The following is a 24,825-nucleotide window of genomic DNA, read 5'->3' on the forward strand; positions in this document are numbered from 1 at the left end:
CGAGCGCTGATCGTGGGTCGACCAACCCGGCATCGCCCCCCCAGCTCCGCCATGACCCACTTCATCCGGTCCCACAACGACCTGACACCCCAGCTGGAGTGTCAGGTCGTTGTGGGACGTTGTTCGTCAACGGACACCGCTGCGGCAGAAGGCGCAGGTACGGGCGGGGCAGGGGGCGGCGTACCGGACGGAGCGGTGAGCGGTGGACCGGCTGCTGCGTGCGGATCGCAACGCCGCAGCCGGTGCCGGCTGGGGGGTAGCGGGGGAGCCTGCCCATCTCGGCCCACAGTTGATGTCCATCGACCCGCATCGTGGCCATTCGGGGAGATCCGTTGACCGGGCTCGAATCGGCGTCCTCCCGGCACCTAGCCGGGTGCTCTACCACTGAGCTACAACGGATCTCCACGGCCCCGTCGGCTGGGCTCGAACCAGCGTCCACCCGGTCCAGAGCCGGGCGCTCTACCACTGAGCTACGACGGGCGCGATCATGCTGCCCGATCACGGCTTGATGTGTCCATCCCGTTCCGGCAGCTCGCTGACCACGACGTCACCCGGGATCGGTGTCTGCTCCAGACTGTCTTTGGTCACTCTTCCGGAGAACGCCCCACCAGCACGTAGCACCGACGCCCACAGCGGGTCCGCGATCGATACCCCGTGCACCAACTCGGGCGTGGGCCGGAACACCCCGGTGGCTGCGGGTGCCCGGGGACCTGTCCAACCGGACGTGACCGGGTCGACGCCACCATCGGCGCATGCCGCCTCCACATCCGCACGGGTGCAGGTGGCGGTGCCGTCGAGCACGTCCCAGGGCAGCGGCAGCCGAGCCCACACGCCCACGTCGGGGTGCAGGCCGCCACCGGTCGAGCGGTGCCACGCCGCCAGGTCCGCCGCGATCAGCATCATCGCCTTGCCCGGGCAGGACGCCTGCAGCAGGCCGAGGCTGCCGGCGGCGTCGAGCGCTGCGAGCCAGGCCGCCCGCGCGGCGTTGTACGCGCCGCACAGGAGGTTCCACGTCGACGAGTCGTTACCCCGCCTCACGATCATGGTGGCCCGGTCGAACTCGCTGGCCGTCCATACCTGCTTGAGTAACGCCGCGACCTGACGCATCGTTGCCCACCACCGGCCCAGCAGCTCACCGCGCTGTGCCTCGGTCAGCCGGGCGAGCACAGTCGGCGTCGGATGGGCCTGGGCGATCATCCACCAGTCCGTCGTCGGGTCGGCGGTGCAGTGCCTGAACAACAGGTCGGCGATGTCGTCGTACGGGTTGTCCCGCCCTGAGAGCGTGAACTCTCGCCGCAACTTCCGCTTGGCAGTCAGATACGCCACGAAGCACCCCGCCCACGGATCAGCCAGAAAGGCATCCCGCTCGATGCTCGCGGCGAATCCTGCCCGCGCGACCATGGTCAACTGCCGCTTGGTCTGTTCGACGGCCAACCTGTCGGCTTTCGCCAGCAGGCGCTGCGTCACCCGGAATCGCCGGTTGTACTGCCGCTTCGACAGCTCGATTCCGGCCGCGGCCCGGTCCTCCCGGTTCAACCGGTCGCGCAGGAAATCCAGCCGGGCCGGATCGACGGCACCGAGGGATTCGCTCAGGCGGGCCGAGAAATCAAGCAGCGAAACGGGATCGTCCGGGTCGACGCCACCGGGTGGCAGTTCGAACAGCCGCGCGGCGGCGTCGATCTGACGGGCACCACCGATCGGCCGGGCGAAGTCCGCCGACATCGAACTCCACCCGTTCCAGCGCGCTGCCGTACGAGCCGCCCACCCCAACGTCATCCGGTCCCGAAGTCCTAGCTGGCCACCCACCACCCGCAGCACGAGATGCGCAACCTCCTCCGGCCGGCGCCGCTCGTCGAGTGACGTGTGCAGCGCGACCAGGGCATCCTCGGCAGAGGTCTCGGCGATTGACATGGCGGCATCCTGGCAGGGACGACGAGAGCCGGGCAATCCGATTCACCACCTCACCCACCGGTCGGGGCTGCTCCTCGATCTGACGACGGTGACGGGTCGCACGGTGGCTGAGAGCCTCATGACACTGATCTGTATCGAAGAACGCGCGGTCGACCGGGCGATCGCCGAAGCGGCCGGTCCGGCCCTGGCCCGCAAGGCGCCGTTCGTGGGCTCCCAGCGCCCCAGTGCTTTTCCCGTACGGCCTGGCCCCGGCCGTACGCCCGGCGTCGCCATGCCCGAGGCGCTCCGCCTCGGCGTCGATCTCGGAGCGGAACGCCTGCGGCGGACGGACGAGCCCGGCATCGGGGCGGTGACACCGGGTTGCCGGGTGACCGCTGCGGGCGAACGCGGCGGTCGCCGGGGTGGCCTCGAACTGCGTCACACGGCGGCCGGGGCGATCACCGCGCTGTGCGGCCGACGTTTGAGTACGCACTACTCAGGACATGCCCGCAGCAGGTCCCTAGGTTCGCCCCCATGATGTCCTCTCCCACTACCAATTCCGCACCCACCTGGTTCCGGCGCGCACTGACGACCCTGACCTGCGGCGCCCTTCTGCTTCCCACGACCCTCGCCTCGTCGGCCGACGCCGCCGACGGCCGACGCGGCGACAGGCTCGCCGACCTGCGGGTGTGCGACCTGTCCGCCTGCTACCTGGCGGTGGGGGTGGTGGACTCCGACGGTGACGGTGTGGCCGACGCCGACGAGACCGCCCTCGGTTACGACCCGCTCGACCCGGCGAGCACCCCGCCGCTGTCCCTCGTCCTGGACGCGACGATCGACGGGAAACTGCCGACCTACGAACTCGGGTACGGCACGTGGGCCGTGTTCCCGGAGGAGTTCGTCAAGGGCCTCGAAAAGAAGTGGCTCAACCTGCAGGAACTGCCCGGCGGTGTCGAGCCGGGCCTGCCGTCGGAGGTCTTCGGGATCCCCACCCGCCGGGGCAGCATGGCGCTCGCCGGGATCGACGACGGGCTGCTCAAGGGCCTCGGTGTCGAAGCGCCGTGGAAGACCGGTCTGACCTTCGGCCTGACCCGCGACAGCGGCGGCAAGACGATGGGGATCGACCTCGGTCGGTTCAACGGCAGCTGGTACGGCGCGTACGACGGGGTGACCGCCTGGTGGGCGGCCAGCCACGGCGGCGAGAAGAACACGAGCAGCGACAACGGCACGAGGGCCACGGAGTACGGCGACGGGTCCTCGTCGAGGACCACTCCCGGTACGCCGGGGTGCGAGATGATCTGCACGTCGAGCAGCCGGACCGAGTACTACGACCCGGAACTGAACACGGCAGGGTCCTCGACCGACGAGGCGTACTACGACCTGAGCGGCAGGTACCACACCGAGCGGACGCAGCGCGACCAGAACGGGAACGTCGTCAAGGAGACCGAGACCGTCCACACGGGAGGCAAGGACGGCGGCACGACGATCACGAAGGACACCACCGAGTACGAGCGCGACAAGGACGGCAAGGTCACCGGCACGACGAAGACCCACACCGAGCGCACGGTCGACAAGAACGGCAAGGAGACCTCCTCGACCACCAAGACCCAGAAGTGCGACGCCAAGGGTGAGAACTGCACCGATGCGATGACCACCGGCGAGGAGGGCACCGGCCTGACCCTGCCCGGCACGGCCTGGCTCTCGCACCAGGAGACGGCCGCCGCGATCGACAAGCTGCTCACGATGAAGGGCTCGACGGTCACCCCGGTCCAGGACGCACCCTCCGTGGTCGGCGTCCTGACCGACGACGACGTCACCGCGGCCATGCACCGCCGGGACCTGATCTCCCTGTTCTCGGGTGACGACACCAGCACCCACGTCGGGGCGATGGTCCTCGGTACCGGCTGGAACACCGCCGCGCCCGAGACCCGCCCCGACCTGCCCAACCCGCTCGACGGGGCGACCGGCGGCGGGGCCCCCGGGGGCTGCACCTCCGGCGGCGGCACCTGCTGAGACCGCCGTCCGACGGCGGTGCGGCTGTCGTCGCCGACGCCCGCCGCGCCGCCGCCGGACACCGCGACTACCGGCGTGGGATCCCGTACCGGGCGAGGTCACCCCGGGAGTTGATCCCGAGCTTCGCATAGGCGCGGAACAGGTGGTTCTCCACCGTCCGTACCGACAGGACCAGGCGCCCGGCGATCTCGGCGTTCGTCGCCCCACCCGCGGCGAGCTCGGCGACGAGGCGCTCACGGGAGGTCAACGGGTCGGCGGGCACGGGTGACCGGCCCAGCAGGGGAGTCGGCGGGTCACCCACCTCGTGCGCGAGCTCGGCGGCCCGTCGCCGGGCCGCCGCCGCAGCCCGACCGGACGCGCACCGGGACGCCGCGGCGGCGGCCTCTGCCGCGTACAGGGGTGAACCGACCGCCTCGAAGGCCGCCGCGGCCTCCAACAGGGTCGCGGGGCAGGCACGTTCCAGCCCGGTGGCCAGGGCCAGCCGCGCCACGCCGACGGGGGACCCGACGGCGAGCGACGCCAGCCGGGCCCGTACCCCGACGCCGTCGTGCATCCGCAGGCGCTCGTGCAGGATCCAGGACTCGGCGGCCACCGCCCGTTCCCGCGCGGCCCTGGCCTGACCCTGCCGCAGCAGGTCGCCGGCCAGGGCGTGACGACCCTCGGCGTACGCGGCCCAGCCCAGCGCGATCGGCACGGTGTGGCGCAGGAACCCCAGGCCCGCCCGGGGCGAGCGCAGGTGGGTCACCCACGTCGGATCCGGGTTCAGACCGCGTGAGCCGTGGGCCACGGTCAGCACGGACAGGCAGACCCGGGTGCAGTCGGTCATCCCGGCGGCCACCGAGGTCACCAGGCTCCGCCGCGCCCAGCGTGTCGCATCGTCCAGGTGCCCCGCCTGCAACCGGGCCGCACCGACGCACACCGCCGCCCAGGCGCGCTCGAAGACCACCCCGTCGGCCAGCGCGCCGTGGTACGCACGTTCGGCGGTGTTCGCGGCATCGTCGAGCCGACCGTGCTCGCGCAGGGCGTGGCTGGCGTACACGAGCAGTTTGTCGCGGGTCCCGGCGGTCGCCTCCGGCCCGGCGGCCGTGACCTGGTCGAGCAGTTCCTCGACGACGGCGACCGCCTCGCCGGTCCGACCCAGGTGGGCCAGGGCGTTGCTGCGGCTCGTCGCCAGCATGGTCCGGACCGGCAACGGCAGCGTGACGTCGTCCCCGACGTCGGACGCGAGTGCCAGCGCCTCGTCGGGGAACCCGGCGTATGCCAGGGCGTCGGCCTCGGCGACCGCGAACAGGGCCCCGACCGGTGCGCCGGCGGGATACCGGGCGGACTGCTGCCGCAGCACGTCCCGGGCGGCGGGCAGGTCGTGGCAGCCCCAGAGGACCACCTTGTGCAGGGTCACGGCGAGCAGGGCGGCGTCCCTGCCCGGTGGGGTACGGCCCAGCGCGTCGCGTAGGACGGCCACGGCCTCGTCGGCACGCCCGGTCTCCCAGAGGTTGACCGCGAGGACGAGGGCGGCACCGACGGCGACCTCCGGGTGGGCGGTCCACACCTCGGGGACCCGGTCGAGGCACGCCCGGGCGAGCCGTACCGCGACGTCCGTCGCACCACCGGCGGCGGCGACCCGCGCCGCGGCCAGCAACGGCCCCGGCTGCGCGGCCTCTCCGGCGTCCAGGCTCAACACGGTGCACCGCACCTGGTCGTGCGGCGCGAGACTCCGGGCGACCGCGAGGTGCTCGCGGAGCACCGCCCGCCGACGGGCGGGCGACAGCCCTTCCCACAGCACCTCGGCGAACAACGGGTGCACGAACCGTGCGGTCTCGGCCGCCCAGACCGCGATCCCGTGGGCGACCAGTTGCTCGGTTCCGGCGAGGTGCCCGGCCTGCGCGATCTCGTCGTCGTGCGCCCGGCCGGTCGCGGCCAGGAAGCGGGCGGCGGCGACGGCGTCGTCGGGCAGGCCCGCCAGGCGGGTCGGCAGGAGGCTACGTAGCCCGGTGGGGACCGGCAGCGGCCCGACGGCGTGCCAGCCGACCGCCGACCGGTGCAACGCGCCGCTGCGTCGCGCGCCGTCGAGCAGTTGGGTGACGAACAGGGCGTTCCCGCCGGTCCGCCGCCACACGTCGTCGACGATCCCGGCGTCGACCGGGCCGTCGAGCAGCGCGTCGACCAGCTCCTCCGTGCACGTCCGGTCGAACGGCGCGATCGGCAGGAGCACGGTGTTCGACGACGCCGCGAGCTCGGCCACGGCGGGCGGCACCCGATCGTCGGCGGTCCGGACGGTACCGACCAGGGTGCGACCGGCGTCGCGGGCGACCCGTACCGCCACGGCCAGGGAGACCTCGTCGCAGCCGTCCAGGTCGTCGACCGCGAGCACCGTGCCGGCGGGGACCGCCCGGAGCACCTGGGCGACCATCTCCGCCAGTGACGTCGTCGCCGGGTCGACCAGGTGCGCCAGGGCCGCCAGCGGGACGTGTGACAGGCCCCGCGTGCCCCGGGCGCGGACGGCAGGAACGGCCGTGGACACCGCGTCGAGCAGCCGGGTCTTGCCCACGCCTGCCTCGCCGGTGACCAGGACCACGTCCGTCTGTGGATCGCGTACCGCAGCGAGGACGTCGCTGAACTCCCCGGCCCGGCCGATCATCGTCATGCCGGGATCATCTCCTCAGCCCCGTTGGTGGATGAAGCGTGCCGGCCGACGCCACCAGGCCTCCCGGGCACTCGTGAGCTGGACAGGCCCACCGGCGATCGACGACCGGCGGCACGGGCCCACACGGGACCGGGTTGCGGCCCCGCGTCGCGGCGGTTCGCCCGCTGTCCGGGCGTCGACCGCCACGCCGTGCGCCCGTGTGCAGGCGCGGCTGGTCCACTCGTGGTGGTAGCGGCTGTGTGCTGCCTGCATTGTGGCCTCGACGAACCGGTACGCCAACAATGCGCTCCAATCGGAATCCCGACCGGCCCGAGCGGGTGCCCACCGTGTCCGCCGCCCTGCCCACCCGCCGTTGCGCATTATTGCCAGGTTCTGCCGCAATTCTGGACAAAGGAAGCGCCGCGCCGAATTGGCGGTATTGGCCCGGCATGCTCGATCTGCGCCCGGCAGGGAATCCGACGTTGGTCGGGCATCAACCGACAACGATATTATCGATTGCATTGAATTTCCCGACCTCGAAGGGACGATTATGTCCACATTGGTTCGCGCGGTCGTCGCGGCTGCCGCCCTGGCATTCGTCGTCGTTGGTGCCCAGGCGGCGCTGGCGTCGGCGCCTTCCGGTGAGGTGGTCGCGTTGTGCGCCCACGCACCCCGTGGCTGCGACAGCTGACCCACCCTGCTGCGGCCGTCGCCCAGCCTGCGACATCGGGTGGCACCTCGCCTGAGGTGCCACCGTGGCGGTGGCGTTCTGTCGTGGGGCATGGACAGTTCGGCGACCGTGCAGGATCGTGCCCGTGCCGGTCAGGTCCTGGCACCCCGGAACTGACAGCTGCACGTGATCCTGCCCGGCATGCTCCGCGCCAACGCACCACCCGGCCTGTCCCGGGCGGCGATCGACGATCCCCACGTCCGGGCGCCCGGGGGCACCCCAAACCGGTCCGAGCTCGGCGGACCGCCGCAATCGGCGAGTAGCAGTCGATTCCGTCGCTCTCATCCAGCTCGCCGCCGCACTGGACCTGCCGCTCACCACGCTGCTCGACGCGCTCGTCGCCTCCACCGGGGCCGCCGGGATCGGGACCATCCAGTCCGGTGTCTTTCCCGAGAACACCGCCAGCCTGGCCCTGCACGAGCGGGCCGGCTTCCGGGTCGTCGGCGTCCGCGAACGCGTCGACCGCCACGACGCCCTCCTCATCCGTCTCGCTGGCGGCCAGGAGGTGCTCGCCCGCGCGGTCATCGACGCTGGGGCACCCCGAACGTCCTCGGCGCGTCCGGCCTGTCCGCCCGTGGCGAGACCGACGCCGCCGCGTACCTGACACCACCGACCATGACGGTGTCCCGGCCTCAACTGGTCGAGCCACCATGGTGGTCGAGTCTGTCGTGGAGCGTGTCGGCGAAGCCTTCGGCCATGGTGAGTTGGTCGCGCAGCGCGGTGACGCGGGTGGTGGCGGCGGTGTGGAACATGCCGAGCCGGTCGAGCAGGTCGGCGCGGTCGTTGCCGGTGGCGGTGTCGAGGGCGTCGAGGACGGCGAGCAGCTCGCGCATCTCGTCGAGGCTGAAGCCGAGGGGTTTCATCCGTTTGACCACGGCGAGGCGGCCGAGGTCAGGTTCGGTGTAGAGGCGGAAGCCGCCCTCGCTGCGGGCGGAGGGCACGATCAGGCCGGCCTCCTCGTAGTGGCGGATGGTCCGGATGCTCAGCCCGACCCGCTCTGCTGCCTCGCCGATCTGCATGAGGCGGCCGGTGGCCGGGTCGCAGGGGTGCTGCTGCGGCCCGGTGTCCCGGCTGGTGGCGGCCATCAGTGGCCGACGCCGAGTTGCCCGGCGAGAGTGTCGTGGATGCGGGCGCTGGGCTTGTTGAGTTCGATGATCTCGACGGTCTTGCCCCGGGTGGCGTACCTGGTGGTGATGGCGTCGAGGGCGGCGACGGAGGAGGCGTCCCAGACGTGGGCGTGGGTCATGTCGATGACCACGGTGTCGGGGTCGTTCGCGTAGTCGAACTGGCCGACGAGGTCGTTGCTGGAGGCGAAGAACAGCTCCCCGTGCACGGAGTAGACCCGGGTGGTGCCGTCGGGGTCGAGGACGCTGGTGACCTCGACCAGGTGGGCGACCCGGCGGGCGAAGATCACCATGGCGGTGAGGACACCGACGACGACGCCGATGGCCAGGTTGTGGGTGGCCAGGGTGGTTACCACGGTGGCCAGCATGACGGTCGTCTCGCCGTACGGCATCCGCTTGAGCGTCCTCGGCGCGACGGAGTGCCAGTCGAAGGTCGACACCGCCACGATGATCATCACCGCGACGAGGGCGGCCATCGGGATGACGGCGACCACGTCGCCGAGCGCGACGACGAGGACCAGCAGGAACACGCCGGCCAGGAAGGTCGACAAGCGGGTCCGGGCACCGGACGCCTTCACGTTGATCATCGTCTGGCCGATCATGGCGCAGCCGCCCATGCCACCGAAGAAGCCGGTGACGATGTTGGCCACACCCTGGCCCCAGGACTCGCGGGTCTTGTTGGAGTGCGTGTCGGTGATGTCGTCGACCAGTTTGGCGGTCATCAGCGACTCCATCAGCCCGACCAGCGCGATACCCAGGGCGTAGGGGGCGATCAGGGTGAGGGTGTCCATGGTCCAGGGGATCTGCGGCAGGCCGGGGGTGGGCAGGCTGTCCGGCAGGGCACCCTCGTCGCCGACGGTCGGCACCGCGATGCTGGCGACGACGGTTGTCAGGGTCAGCACCACGATGGCGACCAGCGGCGCCGGGACGGCGCGGGTGAGCCGGGGCAACCCGACCATGATCGCCAGCGCGACGGCGACGAGGGGGTAGACCAGCCACGGTACGCCGAGCAGGTGCGGAACCTGGGCGGCGAAGATCAGGATCGCCAGGGCGTTGACGAAGCCCACCATGACGCTGCGCGGGATGAACCGCATCAGCTTCGCCACCCCGAGCACCGCCAGCAGGATCTGGATCGCGCCACCGAGGATCACCGCCGCGATCAGGTGGTCCAGCCCGTGCTCCTTCGCCAGCGGCGCGACCACGAGGGCGATCGCGCCGGTCGCGGCGGAGATCATCGCCGGCCGGCCACCGCAGATCGCGATCGTGACCGCCATCGTGAATGACGCGAACAGCCCCACCCGGGGGTCGACCCCGGCCAGGATCGAGAAGGAGATCGCCTCCGGGATCAACGCGAGGGCGACGACCAGTCCGGCGAGGACCTCGGTGCGGAACACCTTCGGCGACAGCCAGGACGGACGGGACAGACGCGGCCGGACGACCGCGGACAGCACAGAAGACATACAGCCATTTCCACTCGGGCGTCTCGTGGACGCGCGCAACCCCAGCGCCGGGGCGCAGCCCGTTCACCGATCAGCGACAGCCGGATCGGCCACCGAACCTACTCTCTCGTCAGGGGAGAGTTGGTCGAACGTGGTGGTCGTCACCCGGATCGCGGTCGTGCTGCCCGACCCCACCGCTCCCATGCCGACCCGCCTGCTCAGCGCCGCCGCCGACGCGGCCCACGGAGCCGGGAACCGGCCCGAGCCGACCGGATGTGCATCCCGCTGCCACCCGGGAGACGTGGACGCCGTGCTCGACGGGATGGGTGGGACGATCCGCAGGTCGTACCCGGAGATGCACCACCGGGACGGCCTGTCCCACCGGCGTGCGCCGCGCGTGGTCCGCCCACCCGCCGCAGCCCGCTGGCGGACGGCGGGCGCGGTGAGCCCCGGTGGGGTCGGCCCGAAGGATCGGTACCGGCCCCACCGGGGTGGGTCTCCGGCGTCCGGGCCTAGCTGGTGGTGCAGGTGATGCTGGCCGGCGGGTTGTTGCTGCCGTTCCAGGTCGCGGTGAAACCGAACGTGGTGGAGGCGCCCGCGGCGAGCGCGCCGTTGTAGGCGACGTTGGAGACCGTCACGTTCGCCCCGCTCTGGGTGTGGCTGCCGTTCCAGATCTGGTTGATCACCTGGCCGTTGGGGAAGGTCCAGGACACCTTCCACCCGTTGATCGGCGTCGCCCCGGCGGTGACGGTGACGTCGGCCTGGAATCCACCGGACCAGGAGTTGGTGATGGTGTACTTCGCCGTCGCCTGGCCTGCCGGCGGCGCGGTGGTGCCGGTCGGCGTCGGGGTCGGCGTCGCGGTGGGGGTGGGAGGCGGCGTCGCGGTGGGGGTCGCGCCGACGAAGGTCAGCTTGACCACGTACGCGAGTGCACTGTACGGCGCGTTCGCCGACGGCATGGCGATACGCAGGCCGGACCCGTCCTGGGTGGGCCGGGGCAGGTTGATGTACGTGCCGGCGGTGGAGCCGAGCAGTTGCACACCGGTCAGGTTGCCCAGGTTCACCCGGCCCGACGTCATCGTCGAGATGGTCAGGGTGCTGCCCGGCCAGCCCAGCACCGTCGCGTACAGGACGGTGTTGTTCTTGTTGCGGGTGAACCGGATGTCCCGGTTGGTGCCCGCGCGCGGCGTGACGAACGAGCCGCCGCCCATCTGGGTGGGGCCCTCGCCGTAGACGGACCAGGCCCGGGTGCCGTAGATCGACTCGCCGAACCGCTTGAGGTGGTCGCCGATACCCCGCAGGATCGTCTGTTGCCCGGACGGGATGACGCCGTCGGCCGTCGGCGCGACGTTGAGGACCATGGTGCCGTTCTTGCTGACCCGGTCGATCAACGCGTGCAGCAGGGCGGTGGTCGAGTAGTAGCCGATGCCCTGGGTGTAGCACCAGCTGCTGCTGGAGACGCTGTCGTCGGTGAGCCAGTAGGGGGACTGGATGCCCGCCGGGCCGCCGCGCTCGAAGTCGTAGACCTCACCGCGGTTGTTGAACCCGTCCTTGTAGGTGACCACCACGTCCCGGTTCCACGCGACAGCCTTGTTGTAGTAGTACGCCAGGAAGTCCAGTCGCCGTGCCTCGTCGATCCGGCCCAGGTAGAGGTCCTGCCAGATGAGGTCGGGCTGGTAGCCGTCGATGACCTCCCGCAGCTTGTCGGTCCACAGTTGCTGCTCGGTGGCGTTGTCGAGCTGACCGTAGAGCTTGCGCAGGGTGGTGCTCGACTGCTGTGGCACGTACTGGTAGTAGCCGCCGAAGTTCCACTGGTGGTGCAGCGAGACGAACAGCTTGAGACCCTTGGCGCGGATGGCGTCGGCGTGCAGCCGCAGCAGGTCCAGCTTCGGGCCGGTGGCCACGGAGTTCCACTCGTTGACCCTGCTGTTCCACATCGAGTAGCCGTCATGGTGCTCGGCCACCGGCCCGGCGAACTTCGCCCCGGCGTCGACGAACAACTGAGCCCACTCGTTGGGGTCCCAGTTGCCGCCAGCGGACTTGAGCTTCGGCGCGAACTGCACCCAGTTGCCCGCCTTGTCGCGGGACCCGTTGATGAAGTTGTGGTACGGCCAGGCCGCCGGATCGCCGTACACGCTCTTGTGATGGTTGTTCTCGTACGAGCCGTTGTTGTACATGTTGCGCGGGTACCACTCGTTGCCGAACGCGGGGACGGCGAACGCCCCCCAGTGGTAGTAGATGCCGAACTTGCCGTCCTGGAACCACTCGGCGGCCGGTGGGTGCTGGTCGACAGACGCCCAGGTCGGCGTGTAGCTCTGCGGGCCGGCGGTGGCCAGGGCGTTACGGGCACCGAGTAGACCGGTCGCGGCGATGACGCCCGTGGCGCCACCTGCGACGAGCAGGCCGCGGCGGGTCAGCCGCAGGGATGACGAGGACATGAGGGGTCTCCTTGGGGGACGGTGGTGGTGTGGCGGAGACCAGGTCACCGGTAGCCGGCGGCGACGATGTTGGCCTGGACGGCGTTCTCCGTGGCGTCGGTGGGGTAGCCGGCGGTCATCACGCCCTCGTAGAAGGTGCCGGCGGCGCCGTGGCTGTTGTCGCCGCCGATGCCGAGGATGATCGCGCCTTCCTTCTTCATCGGGTTGTAGCCCGCGACGTTGGGCCGTGCGCCGTTGTAGAAGGTCGACAGGCTGCCGGACTGGGCGTTGCCGCCCCGGATGGCCCAGTGGTTGGGCTCGCCCTTGATGATCGCGGTGAGGTAGCGGTGGCTGATGCTGGGGTCGTTGGCGTTGTACTTCTGGTTGACCCCGGAGAAGAGGCCGTTCTCCAGGTCGGCCATGATCCACGGGCCGTTGCCGGCGCCGTAACCCCAGACCTTGTTGTTGCCGAAGTAGATGGCCTCCATCGTGCCGTTGCCGTTGTCCCGGCTGTTGGTCTCGGCATTGCCGTAGTCGAAGCAGCAGCCGCCGTTGTAGTGCGTGCCGTCGAGGATGGCGTACATGCCTTCCGGCTGGTCGCCCTTGGCGATGCCGTTGGTGGTGTTGTTCCGGTAACCGGTGCCCGGGGCGACGAACACCCCGTACGCCTTCTGGCCGTTGAGCGTGGTGGGGGCGGCGGTGGCGTTGGCCAGGTTGTCGTATCCGCCGGGCGCGGGACCGGGGAAGCCGCCGGGGGGCGCCTGGGTGAGGTGGTTACCGCGGCCGCTCTGGTCGTAGATGATGGTGATCAGGCAGGTCGTGTTGGCGCAGAAGGTGTCCTGGGCGGCGGCGTTGGCGACCCCGCCGGCGGTCAGCGGGGTGATGGTGCGGGTGGTGTTGTCCGAGGCCCGGCGGACCTGGTAGAGGTTGCCGGTGTACGCGGCGTACAGGGCCCGGGTGGTGCTGTGCGCGGCCACGCAGGGGGTGTTGCCGGCGGCGTAGAGGTCACAGGGCAGCCGGGTGCCCGGCGGCGGCGTGGTGGGCGGAGGAGTGGTCGGCGGCGGGGTGGTCGGCGGCGGCGTGGTGGGTGGCGGGGTGGTCGGGGTGACACCGCCGGTGCAGGTCGTGCCGTTCAGCGTGAACGTGGTGGGCGCCGGGTTGCTGCCGGTCGCCGCGCCGTTGAAGCCGAACGAGGTGCTGCCTCCGGTGGGGATGCTGCCGTTGTAGGACACGTTGGTGACGGCGACCTGGCCGCCCGACTGGGTGTAGGAGCCGTTCCAGAGCTGGGTGACGGTCTGGCCGGCGTCGAAGCTCCAGGTGAGCCGCCAACTGGTGACCGGGTCACCCAGGTTGGTGATGGTGACGCCCGCGCCGAAGCCACCGGGCCACTGTGAACTGACCGTGTAGGTGACCTGGCAGCCGGCGGCCGCCGCGGACGCCTGCGGCGTCCCGACCGTGCCGCTGCCGATCAGCACCAGCGTGGCCAGGGCCGCGACCGGCCCCGACGCTCGACGCCAGACGGTGCCACGTTTCATGGAGTCCTCCAGATGTGGACGGGAGTTCACGGGCCCGCTCGGGTGGGCCCGTTCGGTACACCGCCTGTCGGGCCCGAACTCCGGCAGACGGGAGGTGATGGTGCGGTCCGGTGAGTCCGTTGGCCGGTGCCGTCGGGGCTGGTGGCCCGGACGCCGGGGCGCTGACCAGCCGAATCGGCGGCAGAGGGTGGGACCCGGCTGCTGCACTGAGGAGCAAGTTAACGTTCACATCACAGCGTGTCAATGGTTGTGTCGACAGTGCTCCATCCCCGCCCCGGTTGCCTGAGGTGGCCTGCGACGGCTTCCTCACCAGGGGAAATAGCGGGGGATCGGTGTTGGATCCGCGAGTCGATCAGGTGAAGTCGACAGGTGTTGCGGGCGATGAGGGTGGCATGTCGGCGGTGGCTCGGACCGGCGAATCCGGCTCATCGGGGTGCCCGACGCGCTCCGGGGGCGGGCCAGGAGGGCCTCTGCGGGCCGGTTTGTCGCCGTCGGGCAGCTCCGGAGCGCTCTGGCAGTCCGCATTAATCCGAAACTGTTAACGTAAACATCTATCCGGCGGCTGGCTGGCCCGCAGGTAGTCTCGATCACATATCAGCAGGTGAAGATGCATGGTGGCGTTCCCGATAGTGCGGGTTCTACGGCGGCCGTGGTCGAAGATCGAGGGTTAAGAAGTTTCGAGAAATCTGGTGTCACATCTTGACGAACGGCATCTCCATCCACTTGAGTCCATATAGGCGGCACCGCGTGCGATCAGCGGCTGACGAGTCAGCAAAGATGCAGGTGAAGGTATTCGGGCAGCACCTGTTAACGCTCTCACGAAGGCCGGTCACCGCAGGGTGTCCGCCAGCCGGGCTGCTGACGATTGGCGACGTCGACCGCCACGTCCAGCTCTTCCGTCGAGGGGCCGGGCTCGCAGTCGACCTCATCCTGCTTCATGCCGCCCACCCCGCACCCGACGCGTCCACGCCGCGACGGCGTCACCCGCGCCCGACAGCCGCGCACCGCGACGCCCGAGCAGACCGACACCAGGAGCCATCTCATGACCCGACGTTCGTCCATCGCCGGCGCGCTGGCTACCGCGGCGGTACTCGTCGCGGCGCTGGCCGGTGCCGCACTGACCGGGAGCCCCGGCACCGCGTCCGCCGCCGAGGTCGGCCCGCTGGCCGCGACAGCAGGCTGCGGCAAGGCCCCCACCCTGGGCAACGGCACCTACACCATCTCCAGCGGTGGCAAGAACCGCAGCTTCATCCTGAAGCTGCCCGACGGCTACGACCGCAACCGCCAGTACCGGCTGGTGTTCGGATTCCACTGGTGGGGCGGCACCGCCGTCGACGTCGCGACCGGTCAGACGGTGCAGCGCGACGTCTGGGCCTACTACGGCCTGCTGCGGCTGTCGAACAACAGCACGATCTTCGTGGCGCCGCAGGGCATCGGCAACGGCTGGGCCAACACCGGCGGTGAGGACGTCACCTTCGTCGACGACATGCTCCGCCGGATCGAGGGCGACCTGTGCGTCGACACGACGCAGCGCTTCTCCGTCGGGTTCAGCTACGGCGGTGGGATGAGCTACGCCCTGGCCTGTGCCCGGCCGAACGTCTTCCGGGCCGTCGCCGTCCAGTCCTCGCCCGGCACGCTCAGCGGATGCAGCGGCGGCACCCAGCCGATCGCGTACCTCGGCGTGCACGGCATCGGTGACAACATCGCCAGCGGACGGGCGCTGCGGGACCGCTTCGTCCGCAACAACGGGTGCACGGCGGCGAGCCCGCCGGAGCCGAGGGCCGGCAGCCTGACCCACACGGTCTACAGCTACTCCGGTTGCCGGGCCGGCTACCCCGTGGTGTGGGCGGCCTTCGACGGTGGGCACATCGCCGCCCCGCAGGACGGTGCCGGCGGGGACAGCGGCACCCGGACCTGGGTCCCGGGCGAGGTGTGGCGGTTCTTCACCCAGTTCGCCGGCACCACGCCGACCACCCCACCCACCACGACTCCGCCGACCACGCCACCCACGACTCCGCCGACCAGTCCCGGGGCGGGTGGTTGCACGGCCAGCTACCAGACCGTCGGCCAGTGGCAGGGCGGCTTCCAGGGTGAGGTCACGGTGACCGCCGGCGTCCGCGCCATCACCGGCTGGCGGGTCAGTTGGACGCTCGCCGACGGGCAGAGCATCACCCAGCTCTGGGGTGGGCGCAACACCCCCTCCGGCAGCACCCAGAACGTCGGCAACGAGGCGTGGAACGGCAACCTGGCCGCCAGCGCGTCCACGACGTTCGGCTTCACCGCGGGTGGCTCGGCGACGACGCCCGCCCTCACCTGCACCGCGACCTGAGAGACCATAGGCGCAGCCCTCGATGCCTGCCGCCCCTGAGGAGGCAGCACAAGATCAGGAGTTTCGTTCTCGCCGCCGTGCTGGCGGGCACAGGTACGCCGGTGCGGGCTGCCGGGTCGACTACACGGTCACCAGTTCGTGGCCGGGTGGCTTCGGCCCGGCAGTCACCGTCACCAACCTCGGCGATCCGATCGACCCTCGGCGGTCGTACGCCGGGCATCCGGTCACCCGGTCCGGAGCCCAGGTCACCGTCACCAACGTGAGCTACAACGCGGCCATCCCCACCGGCGGGAAGCGCCGTCCTGTGTCCTGGGCGTCGGTCAGCTCAGTTACCGCGCCGTGCGTCGGCCGGCACGCAGCCCAGTCCGATACGACATCTCTCTCGCTTCCTCCGGCCTCGTTGAGGCCGCCCGCCTGCCCATGCTGTGGGTACTGTGCGCCCAGGCATGACGCCAGCTGCACGACCTGGTCCCAGAGCCGATCCAGCAGGACGAGTACCGCATTGAGAAACCGTGAGCCGCTCCCAGCCGGGGTACTCCCGCATCGCGTCCGGAATCTGCGCCGCCCGTCGCTCGACCGGCTCCGGAGCAGGCATCCGCGTCGTCACCGTCATGGCCTGTCCCTTCCCGTACGTTCAGTTCGGGCAGGTCCGGGGTAACACCCCCGCGTGCGCGGGGAGCCCTCACGAACCCGACGCCCCATCGCCAGAATCCCTTCACGGCCGAGATCCAAGCACGGTTCCTTATGCGATGTTGTCCTGCTTCGCCGGTATGTGGCGGCTTCGTGTCAGGCAGCGAAGGTCCCGCATCATGGCTGACCTGGGCGCACCCGAGTCGGAGGTTTCACCACTTCTGCTGACCGCTTTCACCGACCCCCGGCAGGTTCTGCCGGTTGCGGCGGAAACGGCGACGAGCGGCGGGGAACGGATATCACCGCCGCTCACGCAAGGAAGCAGAGAACGCCACGTAGCCGGCCACGTCGGCACCAAGGGATCATCCTGCACGTGCGGGAGCAGAGGGTGACCATCGAGATGGTGCTGCCGGCGATGGACCACCCCGCATGCGCTGGAACCACGCATCGCGTCAGGAACACCAAATGACGCTGCCGCACCGTGGATGCTGAACTACCGTGCTGTGGTGCAGGCATACGAGGTTCAGCGGGCGATGCAGGCAGCCGTGTCGAGCGCCTCATCGCTCGGCCTGACCGCCCACAATGCTGCCGTCCTGCACAACTCGAACGCGCTCACCCTGAGGCTGGAGCCCTGCGCCGTGCTCGCCCGGGTCGCCCCGGCAGCGAACCAGTGTGCCCAGCTTGAAGTGGATGTTGCTCGGCGGTTGGCTGAGCTCGGGAGCCCGGTGGCCGCGCTGGAGTCGCCCGAGGTGTTTATCCGGGGCGACTACGTGGTCACCTTCTGGACCTACTACGAACCGGCGACTACTCAGTCACTGTCGAACGCGGAGTACGTCGGCGCGCTCGAACGTCTGCATGCCGGGATGCGTAAGGTCGACCTGCCCGTCCCGCATTTCACGGACCGGGTTTCCGCGGCGCAGACGCTCGTGGCCGACCATGCCCGAACGCCGGAACTGGTTGATTCGGATCGGGTCTTCCTCGCCAGCACGTTGGACCGTATGCGGCGCGCGGTCAGCGAGAGCGGCCGACCCGAGCAGCTTCTGCACGGTGAACCCCATCCCGGCAACCTGCTCTCGACCCGGACCGGCCCGCTCTTCATCGACTTCGAGACCTGTTGCCGGGGGCCGGTCGAGTTCGACCTGGCCCACGCGCCCGACGACGTCGGTGACCACTACCCGGGCGTCGACCGCCGGCTGCTCCGAGATTGCCGGACCCTCATGCTGGCGATGATCACCACGTGGCGCTGGGATCGCGGGGACCAGTTCCCCGACGGCCATCGGCTCGGCGTCGAGTGGCTGAGCGAACTCCGGCACGCAGTGGCCCAGTCTGGATAGGTAAGTCGACCCGTCCTCGAAAGCACAGCCAGCCCCGCAGCGTGGGCCGCACGCGGCTCACGCTGCGGCTATGGCGGATTCTCGGTCGAGGCTCCGAACCGAGCGCCCCGGCATCGACACCGTGCTCATCGACACGACCGTCGACGGCATCCTGTATCGACTCCCGGAGCGTGCGGACGGCCGACACCGTCCACCGCGACACCCGCGGCTAAGAAAGCGGGAAGATTGCGGCACTCGCCCGCCTCGCCGTCCTACGCACACGAGATGCAGTGGCGGGCGAACGGCCGCACGGCGAGTCGTTCCGCACCGATCGGTTGCTGGCAGCGCTCGCAGCGCCCGTAGGTCTCCGCCTCCAGCCTGAGCAGGGCGTCGTCGACCTCGGCGATCCGCGCCCGCGTCGCGGCGAGCAACGCGATCAGCTGGGCGCGTTCGAAGCCGACGGTGGCACCCTCGGGATCGTGTTCGTCGTCGGCGTTCGAATCCCGCGATGCCGTGAACAGCGCCTCCAGATCCCGCGCCAGCGTCGCCGCCTCGGACTCCGCACCCGCCCGTAACCGCAGCAGCTCCTCCCGGATCATCGTCACAGTTTAGTACCGGAGGGGCACACCAACGGCTGATCCCGTTGGCCGGAGCGGCCGCTCCCGGCCGTCGGCGGCCCGGTCAGGATGCCTGGCGGGGTGCGGCGACGACGGCGACGTGCTCCATCGGTAGCGCGCCGGTCCGCTCGACGTCCAATCCGGCGCGGCCGAGCAGCTCGGTGATGTGGTGGAGGCTCCGGTGCGCCCCGCCGGTGATCATCAGCAGGTGCAGATCCCACAGGGCCGGCAGCACGGACGGGTCCTCGTCGACGACGAAGCGGTCCAGGACCAGCAGCCGGGCCGTCGGGCCGGACATCGCCCGGCGACAGTTGCCGAAGGCCTGGACGACCGCGTCGTCGTCCCACCCTGCCAGCGCGCGGGACAGGATGTAGACGTCGCCGCCCGTCGGCACGCTGGTGAACATGTCGCCGCCGACGAGGGTGACCCGGTGGAGCCCGACGGTGGCGGCCAGGTGTTCGCCGGCCCTGGGCATCATGTGCTCGCGGTCGAACAGCACGCCCTTGGCGTCGGGTGTGGCCGCGAGGAGCGTGGAGAGCAGCTGCCCGCCGCCACCGCCGACGTCCACGATGGTCTTGCCGCCGGTGAAGTCGAAGGCGGCCGGCACCTCATGGAAGAACATGTTGCCGGCGTTCATGGTGGCCTGGAACCGGCGGGCGGTGTCCGGATCCCCGCTCAGGTAGTCGTAGAAGGAGCTGCCGTAGGCGGCCTCGAAGCCGGAGTTGACCATGCTGATCGCCCGGTGGGCGTGCCCCCACGCGGCGTAGTACTCCTCGCCGTGCAGCAGGCACATGTCGCGCATCGACGGTGAGTCGGAACGCAGCGCCTCGCTGATCGGGGTGCTGCGGTAGCCGCTCGTCTCGCTACCGTCGAACACGCGCATCGCCACCATGAGTCGCATGAGACGACGTATCCCCGCTGCGGAAGCGCCGCTTGCCGCGGCCAGTTCGTCGCTGGTGGTCCGGCCGGCGGCGACGTGATCCGGTAATCCGAGCTTGACCACGGTGTAGAGAGCCTGCGCCTTCCACCCGCCGGTCATGACATCGACAATGTCCCGAGTGGCCTGTAGGTCGATTGCCATTGTTCCTCCGCCCGCACTGCCCTTCGCGACGACGGTGGCAACCGTACCCCGTAGGGAACTGCCGAGGAAGGGCTTTGGTGTCACGGACTCGCTCCGTTCGGCCAATGACCGGAGTGCGACAAAATTGATGTACAACAACGGTGGTTCCCGGCGTGCGTCGTGGCGAACCGCCGTTGTTGTATTGACGGGTTGCTCGCGGACGACGGGTTAGGGTGCGCACGACATACCCAGCTCACCGAAGGGGAGGGCCACCAAGCGTGTCCCAGCAGAGCACCGTCACAACGGATGGCCGAGACGACGGAACGGACGACAGCGTCGAGACCCTGTTCGAATTGCCCGCACCGTCCTTCACCACCCCGCGCGCCGACCCACGGCCGCAGCCGGGTGCGGCGGCACCGGACGCCGGTCCGCTGGCGACCCGGATGCGACCCCGCACGATCGACGAGATCGTCGGTCAGGCTCACCTGCTGCGTCCCGGTGCCCCGTTACGCCGACTGCTCGAGGGCGCAGGCGCGGCCTCGGTGCTGCTCTACGGCCCGCCCGGCACCGGAAAGACCACGATCGCCCGGCTGCTGGCCACCGCCGGCACCCGCCAGTTCGTGGCCCTCTCGGCGCTGTCCAGCGGCGTCAAGGAGGTGCGCGACGTGATGGTCGAGGCCCGCCGCCGGCTCGACCGGCAGCAACGGCAGACCGTGCTGTTCATCGACGAGGTGCACCGCTTCTCCAAGACGCAGCAGGACGCGCTGCTCGGTGCGGTCGAGGACCGGCTGGTGCTGCTGGTCGCCGCCACCACCGAGAACCCGTCGTTCTCGGTGGTGACCCCGCTGCTGTCGCGCCTGCTGGTGCTGCAACTGCGCTCGTTGGGCGACGCCGACGTCCGTGACCTGCTCCGTCGCGCCGCAGCGGATCCACGGGGCCTCGGCGGCGCGGTCACGCTGTCGGTCGAGGCCGAAGCCGCGCTGGTGCGGCTGGCCGCCGGTGACGCCCGCAGCGCGCTGACCGCGTTGGAGGCCGCCGCCGACGGGGTGCTGGCGACCGGTGGCACCGAGATCGACGTGCCCGCCGTGGAACGGGCCGTCGCGGAGACGACCGTGCGATACGACCGGCAGGGCGACCAGCACTACGACGTCATCAGCGCCTTCATCAAGTCGATCCGTGGTTCCGACCCCGACGCCGCGTTGCACTACCTGGCCCGGATGCTGGTGGCCGGGGAGGACCCGCGGTTCGTCGCGCGGCGGCTCGTCGTACACGCCAGCGAGGACGTCGGCCTGGCCGATCCCACGGCCCTGCACACGGCAGTCGCCGCGGCACAGGCGGTGCAGCTGATCGGCATGCCCGAGGCGCGTCTCGCGCTGACGCAGGCCACTCTGCACCTCGCGATGGCGCCGAAGTCCAACGCGGTGATCGAGAGCATCGACGCGGCGATGTCGGACGTGCGCAGGGGTGCCGTGGGCGACGTCCCCGCCCACCTGCGCTACGGGCGCTACAAGGGTGCCGCGGAACTCGGCAACGCGATCGGTTACCGCTATCCGCACAAGGTGCCGGACGGTGTGCTGGAACAGCAGTATCCGCCGGACGGTCTGGTGGGAAAGAACTACTACCATCCGAGTCGGCACGGTGGTGAGCGCACCCTTCGTGATCGACTCGCAGACCTCCGGCGCGTGATTCGCGGCGGCTGACACATAACACAGTGGACGGTCGTTGCAAAAGAGTCGGGCGGGTGGTCGGATCGGCATTTTCGGTATGGCATTCGAACCGCTGTGTCGAGGGTCTCCAAGGGTAGTGTCGGGTGGGTCGACCAAGTATCAGGATGCGGATTGTGCGGCACCGCCATACGAGGGACCGGGATGCCAATGCATAGATTGGTGACAATCGGAGTCTACGATTTCGATCTCGAATCATTCCTGCTACGCCTGCGCGCCGCGGAAGTCAGACTGCTGTTCGACGTGCGCCAGCGTCGCGGGGTCCGGGGGCCCGACTACGCCTGGGCGAACGCGCGCCGGCTGCAGGAGGCCCTCGCCGGTGCGGGCATCGCCTACGAGCACCACCGCGAGTTGGCCCCGACCACCGAACACCGCCATCTGCAGTACGCCGAGGACGACCGCCAGGGCGTCGGTAAGCGGTCCCGCCGGGAGTTGGCTGCCGAGTACGTGCGCCGCTACACCGCCGAGGTCCTCGACCTCGCCGACCTGGTGCCGCTGCTCGCGGCGCTACCGACGCGGGGGCGGGCGGCACTGTTCTGCGTCGAGCGCGATGCGGTGGCCTGTCACCGGTCGCTGATCGCCCGGCGGCTCACCGAGCAGCACGACGTGTCGGTCGAGCATCTGACCCCGGCATGACCGGCCTGACCCCGACGGGCGGGACCCGGCCCCGGATCGCGGTGTTCGCCGGGCCGACGGCGACCATCCTGAACACCCCCGACCTGGTCACGTCGAACAAGGCCCGGATCCGGCACGGCCTCGCACCCCGGCCGGGTCGGTTCGACGCACTGCGTCCGCAGCGGCTGGCGGCGCCGGTCACGGCGTACGTCGAGGCGTACAGCGCGCACCCACTCGAACGCGACGCGGCACACCTGTACGCGCCGCCGGACGGCTGGCTCGACACCGACGGCGCGTTCCACACCACGCAGCCGGCCGGCGACGCCACCCCGGTGTTCGTCGTGGAGCTGCACCCCGACGACGGGCTGTACCCCCTGCCATACCTGGCGCGGCAGCGTGACGGTTCAGCGTGGGAGCAGGCCGCGACCACGCCGTACGCGCCACCGGAGGCGGCCCGGCAGACGTTCTACCCGGACGCGAGCCGCCTCTACGAGGAGATCGAACGGTTCGGGCTGGGCGATCACGGCACACCCGTCGAGTTCGGTTCGATCGCCGACTTCGACTTCTTCCGCGCGGCCCCGTCGGGTGGCTACACCACCGGTCCGGACGGGGAGCGGCTCGGCCGTGACTTCTTCGTCTACTACCCCTACCACCTGCAGAGTGAGCCGCACCTGGGTGACCTCGCCGGGGCGACCAACCAGGTCCAGGCCGTCCTCGCCGCAGGTGAGCACGACGGCGTGCAGTGGCTCGAGGGCAGCCCGACCGTCGACGAGACCCTCTACTGGCTCGGCCTGCTGATCGACACGACGGTGCCCCTCGTCGGCCACGCCGCCCAGCGGCGGCACCACTCGCTGAGCGCCGACGGCGACCGCAACGTGGTGGACGGAGTGAAGTACATCGCCTCCGGTGTCGCCCTCGACGCGCAGGGTGTCGACCGGGTCGGCGCTTGCGTGATCGTCGACGAACTCGTCTACACCGCCCGCGACGTGACCAAGGTCGACGCCCGACCGGGCGGATACGAAGTCACCGGCGGCCACGGGGGAATCGTCGCCGACCTGGGCGGGTACGGCCCCCCGCAGCTCACCTACCTGCCGACGCGCCGGCAGACCGCGCGCTCGCAGCTGCGCCTCACCGTGCTGCCGAAGGAGGTGAACGGTGTCGCCGGCTCATTGGAGTCGGGCGTCACCCTGCTCGGTGTCGCGACGAGGGACGGGGACGGGCTGATCCCGGACGCCATGCCCAGGGTGACGATCACCAAGTACAGCCGCTACGCGGCGGAACCGGGCGGCGATCCCCGGGTGGGCGACGAGGTGGAGATCCTGGCCCGGATCCGGGCCAATCTCGCCGCCGCCCCGCTCGCCGGTTTCGTCTGCGAGGGCATGTCGCCGTTCGGGATGGCGGACCCGGCGAAGAACTCGGCGCTCGGGGTGGCCATCTTCGCGGGGATGCCGGTGGTTCGCACCGGCCGTGGCAACACCGGTGGCATGGCGTACCGGACGGATCCGACGTTCATCGTCGGCAACAACCTGACCGCGACCAAGGCCCGGTTGCTGCTGATGGCTGCCCTGCTCAAGTACGGCGCGTTGCCGCCGGCCGCGGACCCGTTCCGGCCCACCCACGCTGAGCGTGCGGTGACCGAGCAGGCGGTCGCCCGCTACCAGGCGTTGTTCGACACGCATTGACCTCGACGATCCCCGGCTGGAGAGAACCTGTGGGCACCTACGAGTACGTGGTGGCGGACGTCTTCACGGAGACGGCGTTGGAGGGCAACCCGGTCGCGGTCTTCCTGGACGCGGCAGCCCTGTCCGCCGAGCGGATGCAGCAGATCGCGAACGAGATGCACCTGTCGGAGACCGTCTTCGTGCTGCCTCCGCGCCGGGACGGTGACGTGCGGGTGCGCATCTTCACCCCGGTCAACGAGCTGCCGTTCGCCGGGCACCCGACCCTGGGCACGGCGATCGTACTCAGCGAGTTGAAGCCGGTCGGGGAGATCCGGATGGAGACGGCCATGGGCACGGTTACGTTCGACATCGAGCGGTCCACCCGGGACGGGCGCGGCTCGGCGAGTTCGTGGCAGCCCATCCCCACCTGGGGGCGCTACGACCGGGCCGAGGAGTTGCTCGCCGGGCTGGGTGTCCCCGCCACCGACGCCGTCCTGCCGGTGGAGGTCTACGACAACGGGCCGAGGCACGTGTTCGTCGGTCTGCCGGGTGTACCCGAGTTGTCCGCGCTGGAGCCCGACCAGCGGGTCCTGGCCCGGCTACCCGACATGGCCGCCAACTGCTTCGCGGGTTCCGACACGCAGTGGCGACTGCGCATGTTCTCGCCCGCCTACGGCGTCGTCGAGGACGCCGCCACCGGTTCGGCGGCCGGGTCGTTGGCGGTGCATCTGGCGCGACACGGCCTGATCCCCTTCGGTGAGTGGATCGAGGTCCTGCAGGGCGTCGAGATCGGTCGCCCGTCGACGATGCGGGCCCGGGCCACCGGTGCACCGGACCGGATCGAAACGGTCCAGGTCTCCGGGTCCGCGGTCGTGGTGGCCCGCGCGACGCTTTACACGTGAGCCCCGGGCGGTCCCGCCGACGTGCGGTACGCCGGCAGACCGAGGTGGGCCCGCCCGCTGACCGCGGGCGGGCCCACCTCGGGGGGGTGTCCCTATGGGTTTCGTCAAGCGGGGACGGGGCTGGTGGGGCGGGGTTGGTAGGGGATCTTGTCGCGGAGCATGGCGTATAGGACGTCGCAGCGGCGTCGGGCGAGGCAGATGAG

At 70.4% G+C, this 24,825-nt stretch carries 17 protein-coding genes, 2 tRNA genes and 1 pseudogene; 9 read left to right on the forward strand and 11 right to left on the reverse strand.

Features of this window, described 5'->3' with window-relative positions:
* Nucleotides 1-327: 327 nt before the first annotated feature.
* The 3 genes from JQN83_RS27060 to JQN83_RS27070 all read right to left on the reverse strand — a co-directional run bounded on the left by JQN83_RS27060 (nucleotide 328) and on the right by JQN83_RS27070 (nucleotide 1,911).
* Nucleotides 328-399 (reverse strand) — tRNA-Pro (locus JQN83_RS27060).
* A 9-nt stretch (nucleotides 400-408) separates the two neighbouring features.
* Nucleotides 409-480 (reverse strand) — tRNA-Gln (locus JQN83_RS27065).
* An 18-nt stretch (nucleotides 481-498) separates the two neighbouring features.
* The gene (locus JQN83_RS27070) at nucleotides 499-1,911 is read right to left on the reverse strand and encodes a hypothetical protein (protein WP_208569979.1); all 1,413 of its coding nucleotides are present in this window, start codon (nucleotides 1,909-1,911) and stop codon (nucleotides 499-501) included.
* Between JQN83_RS27070 and JQN83_RS27075 the strand changes: the two genes are divergently transcribed.
* Both JQN83_RS27075 and JQN83_RS27080 read left to right on the forward strand, forming a co-directional pair.
* Nucleotides 1,910-2,428, forward strand: a complete 519-nt coding sequence (locus tag JQN83_RS27075; RefSeq protein WP_208569980.1) for a hypothetical protein — start codon at nucleotides 1,910-1,912, stop codon at nucleotides 2,426-2,428. The two genes, JQN83_RS27070 and JQN83_RS27075, sit on opposite strands and share 2 nt — an antisense overlap.
* Nucleotides 2,428-3,903 (forward strand): thrombospondin type 3 repeat-containing protein, encoded by a 1,476-nt coding sequence (locus JQN83_RS27080; RefSeq protein WP_208569981.1) that lies wholly within the window; start codon nucleotides 2,428-2,430, stop codon nucleotides 3,901-3,903. Before JQN83_RS27075 ends, JQN83_RS27080 begins: the two co-directional genes overlap by 1 nt.
* Before the next feature lie 67 nt (nucleotides 3,904-3,970).
* Here the strand turns inward: JQN83_RS27080 and JQN83_RS27085 are convergent, their stop codons facing one another.
* A complete protein-coding gene (locus JQN83_RS27085; RefSeq protein WP_208569982.1) occupies nucleotides 3,971-6,547 on the reverse strand; it encodes a helix-turn-helix transcriptional regulator in 2,577 nt (858 codons plus the stop codon).
* A 1,031-nt stretch (nucleotides 6,548-7,578) separates the two neighbouring features.
* Here JQN83_RS27085 and JQN83_RS33465 point away from each other — a divergent pair.
* Nucleotides 7,579-7,722: pseudogene (locus tag JQN83_RS33465) on the forward strand (GNAT family N-acetyltransferase); the annotation flags it as partial.
* 166 nt (nucleotides 7,723-7,888) lie between these two features.
* Here JQN83_RS33465 and JQN83_RS27090 read toward each other — a convergent pair.
* From JQN83_RS27090 to JQN83_RS33925, 5 genes are all read right to left on the reverse strand, one after another.
* Nucleotides 7,889-8,341, reverse strand: coding sequence for a MerR family transcriptional regulator (locus JQN83_RS27090; protein ID WP_208569983.1), 453 nt, complete (start codon nucleotides 8,339-8,341; stop codon nucleotides 7,889-7,891).
* Complete coding sequence (locus JQN83_RS27095) at nucleotides 8,341-9,840, reverse strand: SulP family inorganic anion transporter (protein WP_208569984.1); 1,500 nt, start codon at nucleotides 9,838-9,840, stop codon at nucleotides 8,341-8,343. The genes JQN83_RS27090 and JQN83_RS27095 overlap by 1 nt, the downstream gene beginning before the upstream one ends.
* A 491-nt stretch (nucleotides 9,841-10,331) precedes the next feature.
* Nucleotides 10,332-12,257 (reverse strand): alpha-L-fucosidase, encoded by a 1,926-nt coding sequence (locus JQN83_RS27100; RefSeq protein WP_244253307.1) that lies wholly within the window; start codon nucleotides 12,255-12,257, stop codon nucleotides 10,332-10,334.
* A 44-nt stretch (nucleotides 12,258-12,301) separates the two neighbouring features.
* Complete coding sequence (locus tag JQN83_RS27105; protein WP_208569985.1) at nucleotides 12,302-13,771, reverse strand: arabinofuranosidase catalytic domain-containing protein; 1,470 nt, start codon at nucleotides 13,769-13,771, stop codon at nucleotides 12,302-12,304.
* 816 nt (nucleotides 13,772-14,587) lie between these two features.
* The gene (locus JQN83_RS33925; protein ID WP_279632885.1) at nucleotides 14,588-14,710 is read right to left on the reverse strand and encodes a hypothetical protein; all 123 of its coding nucleotides are present in this window, start codon (nucleotides 14,708-14,710) and stop codon (nucleotides 14,588-14,590) included.
* A gap of 103 nt (nucleotides 14,711-14,813) precedes the next feature.
* On the opposite strand from JQN83_RS33925, the gene JQN83_RS27110 reads away from it, so the two are divergent.
* On the forward strand, nucleotides 14,814-16,100 hold the full coding sequence (locus JQN83_RS27110) for a CE1 family esterase (RefSeq protein WP_208569986.1): 1,287 nt from the start codon (nucleotides 14,814-14,816) through the stop codon (nucleotides 16,098-16,100).
* Between the two features lie 1,136 nt (nucleotides 16,101-17,236).
* Complete coding sequence (locus tag JQN83_RS27115; protein WP_307799760.1) at nucleotides 17,237-18,064, forward strand: phosphotransferase family protein; 828 nt, start codon at nucleotides 17,237-17,239, stop codon at nucleotides 18,062-18,064.
* Between the two features lie 251 nt (nucleotides 18,065-18,315).
* On the opposite strand, the gene JQN83_RS27120 is transcribed toward JQN83_RS27115, so the two are convergent.
* Both JQN83_RS27120 and JQN83_RS27125 read right to left on the reverse strand, forming a co-directional pair.
* Complete coding sequence (locus JQN83_RS27120) at nucleotides 18,316-18,642, reverse strand: TraR/DksA family transcriptional regulator (protein WP_208569987.1); 327 nt, start codon at nucleotides 18,640-18,642, stop codon at nucleotides 18,316-18,318.
* 82 nt (nucleotides 18,643-18,724) lie between these two features.
* On the reverse strand, nucleotides 18,725-19,699 hold the full coding sequence (locus tag JQN83_RS27125; protein WP_208569988.1) for a methyltransferase: 975 nt from the start codon (nucleotides 19,697-19,699) through the stop codon (nucleotides 18,725-18,727).
* A 374-nt stretch (nucleotides 19,700-20,073) separates the two neighbouring features.
* On the opposite strand from JQN83_RS27125, the gene JQN83_RS27130 reads away from it, so the two are divergent.
* The 4 genes from JQN83_RS27130 to JQN83_RS27145 all read left to right on the forward strand — a co-directional run bounded on the left by JQN83_RS27130 (nucleotide 20,074) and on the right by JQN83_RS27145 (nucleotide 24,622).
* Nucleotides 20,074-21,420, forward strand: coding sequence for a replication-associated recombination protein A (locus JQN83_RS27130; protein ID WP_504739808.1), 1,347 nt, complete (start codon nucleotides 20,074-20,076; stop codon nucleotides 21,418-21,420).
* Between the two features lie 186 nt (nucleotides 21,421-21,606).
* On the forward strand, nucleotides 21,607-22,080 hold the full coding sequence (locus JQN83_RS27135) for a DUF488 family protein, N3 subclade (protein WP_307799763.1): 474 nt from the start codon (nucleotides 21,607-21,609) through the stop codon (nucleotides 22,078-22,080).
* Nucleotides 22,077-23,741 carry an asparaginase domain-containing protein gene (locus JQN83_RS27140; protein ID WP_208569990.1) on the forward strand — a complete coding sequence of 555 codons (1,665 nt, stop codon included), beginning with the start codon at nucleotides 22,077-22,079 and terminating at the stop codon, nucleotides 23,739-23,741. Before JQN83_RS27135 ends, JQN83_RS27140 begins: the two co-directional genes overlap by 4 nt.
* Nucleotides 23,742-23,770: 29 nt before the next feature.
* On the forward strand, nucleotides 23,771-24,622 hold the full coding sequence (locus JQN83_RS27145) for a PhzF family phenazine biosynthesis protein (protein ID WP_307799765.1): 852 nt from the start codon (nucleotides 23,771-23,773) through the stop codon (nucleotides 24,620-24,622).
* The last annotated feature ends 203 nt before the right edge of the window (nucleotides 24,623-24,825 follow it).

The sequence above is a fragment of the Micromonospora antibiotica genome (assembly GCF_017599305.1).
GTDB lineage: Bacteria > Actinomycetota > Actinomycetes > Mycobacteriales > Micromonosporaceae > Micromonospora > Micromonospora antibiotica.

What these genes read in the sequence shown, in the direction of transcription:
- JQN83_RS27075 (WP_208569980.1), top strand. Translation starts at nt 1,910, where the DNA reads ATGGCGGCATCCTGGCAGGGACGACGAGAGCCGGGCAATCCGATTCAC.
- JQN83_RS27070 (WP_208569979.1), bottom strand. Translation starts at nt 1,911, where the DNA reads ATGTCAATCGCCGAGACCTCTGCCGAGGATGCCCTGGTCGCGCTGCAC.
- JQN83_RS27080 (WP_208569981.1), top strand. Translation starts at nt 2,428, where the DNA reads ATGTCCTCTCCCACTACCAATTCCGCACCCACCTGGTTCCGGCGCGCA.
- JQN83_RS27085 (WP_208569982.1), bottom strand. Translation starts at nt 6,547, where the DNA reads ATGACGATGATCGGCCGGGCCGGGGAGTTCAGCGACGTCCTCGCTGCG.
- JQN83_RS27090 (WP_208569983.1), bottom strand. Translation starts at nt 8,341, where the DNA reads ATGGCCGCCACCAGCCGGGACACCGGGCCGCAGCAGCACCCCTGCGAC.
- JQN83_RS27095 (WP_208569984.1), bottom strand. Translation starts at nt 9,840, where the DNA reads ATGTCTTCTGTGCTGTCCGCGGTCGTCCGGCCGCGTCTGTCCCGTCCG.
- JQN83_RS27100 (WP_244253307.1), bottom strand. Translation starts at nt 12,257, where the DNA reads ATGTCCTCGTCATCCCTGCGGCTGACCCGCCGCGGCCTGCTCGTCGCA.
- JQN83_RS27105 (WP_208569985.1), bottom strand. Translation starts at nt 13,771, where the DNA reads ATGAAACGTGGCACCGTCTGGCGTCGAGCGTCGGGGCCGGTCGCGGCC.
- JQN83_RS33925 (WP_279632885.1), bottom strand. Translation starts at nt 14,710, where the DNA reads ATGAAGCAGGATGAGGTCGACTGCGAGCCCGGCCCCTCGACGGAAGAG.
- JQN83_RS27110 (WP_208569986.1), top strand. Translation starts at nt 14,814, where the DNA reads ATGACCCGACGTTCGTCCATCGCCGGCGCGCTGGCTACCGCGGCGGTA.
- JQN83_RS27120 (WP_208569987.1), bottom strand. Translation starts at nt 18,642, where the DNA reads ATGATCCGGGAGGAGCTGCTGCGGTTACGGGCGGGTGCGGAGTCCGAG.
- JQN83_RS27125 (WP_208569988.1), bottom strand. Translation starts at nt 19,699, where the DNA reads ATGACCGGCGGGTGGAAGGCGCAGGCTCTCTACACCGTGGTCAAGCTC.
- JQN83_RS27140 (WP_208569990.1), top strand. Translation starts at nt 22,077, where the DNA reads ATGACCGGCCTGACCCCGACGGGCGGGACCCGGCCCCGGATCGCGGTG.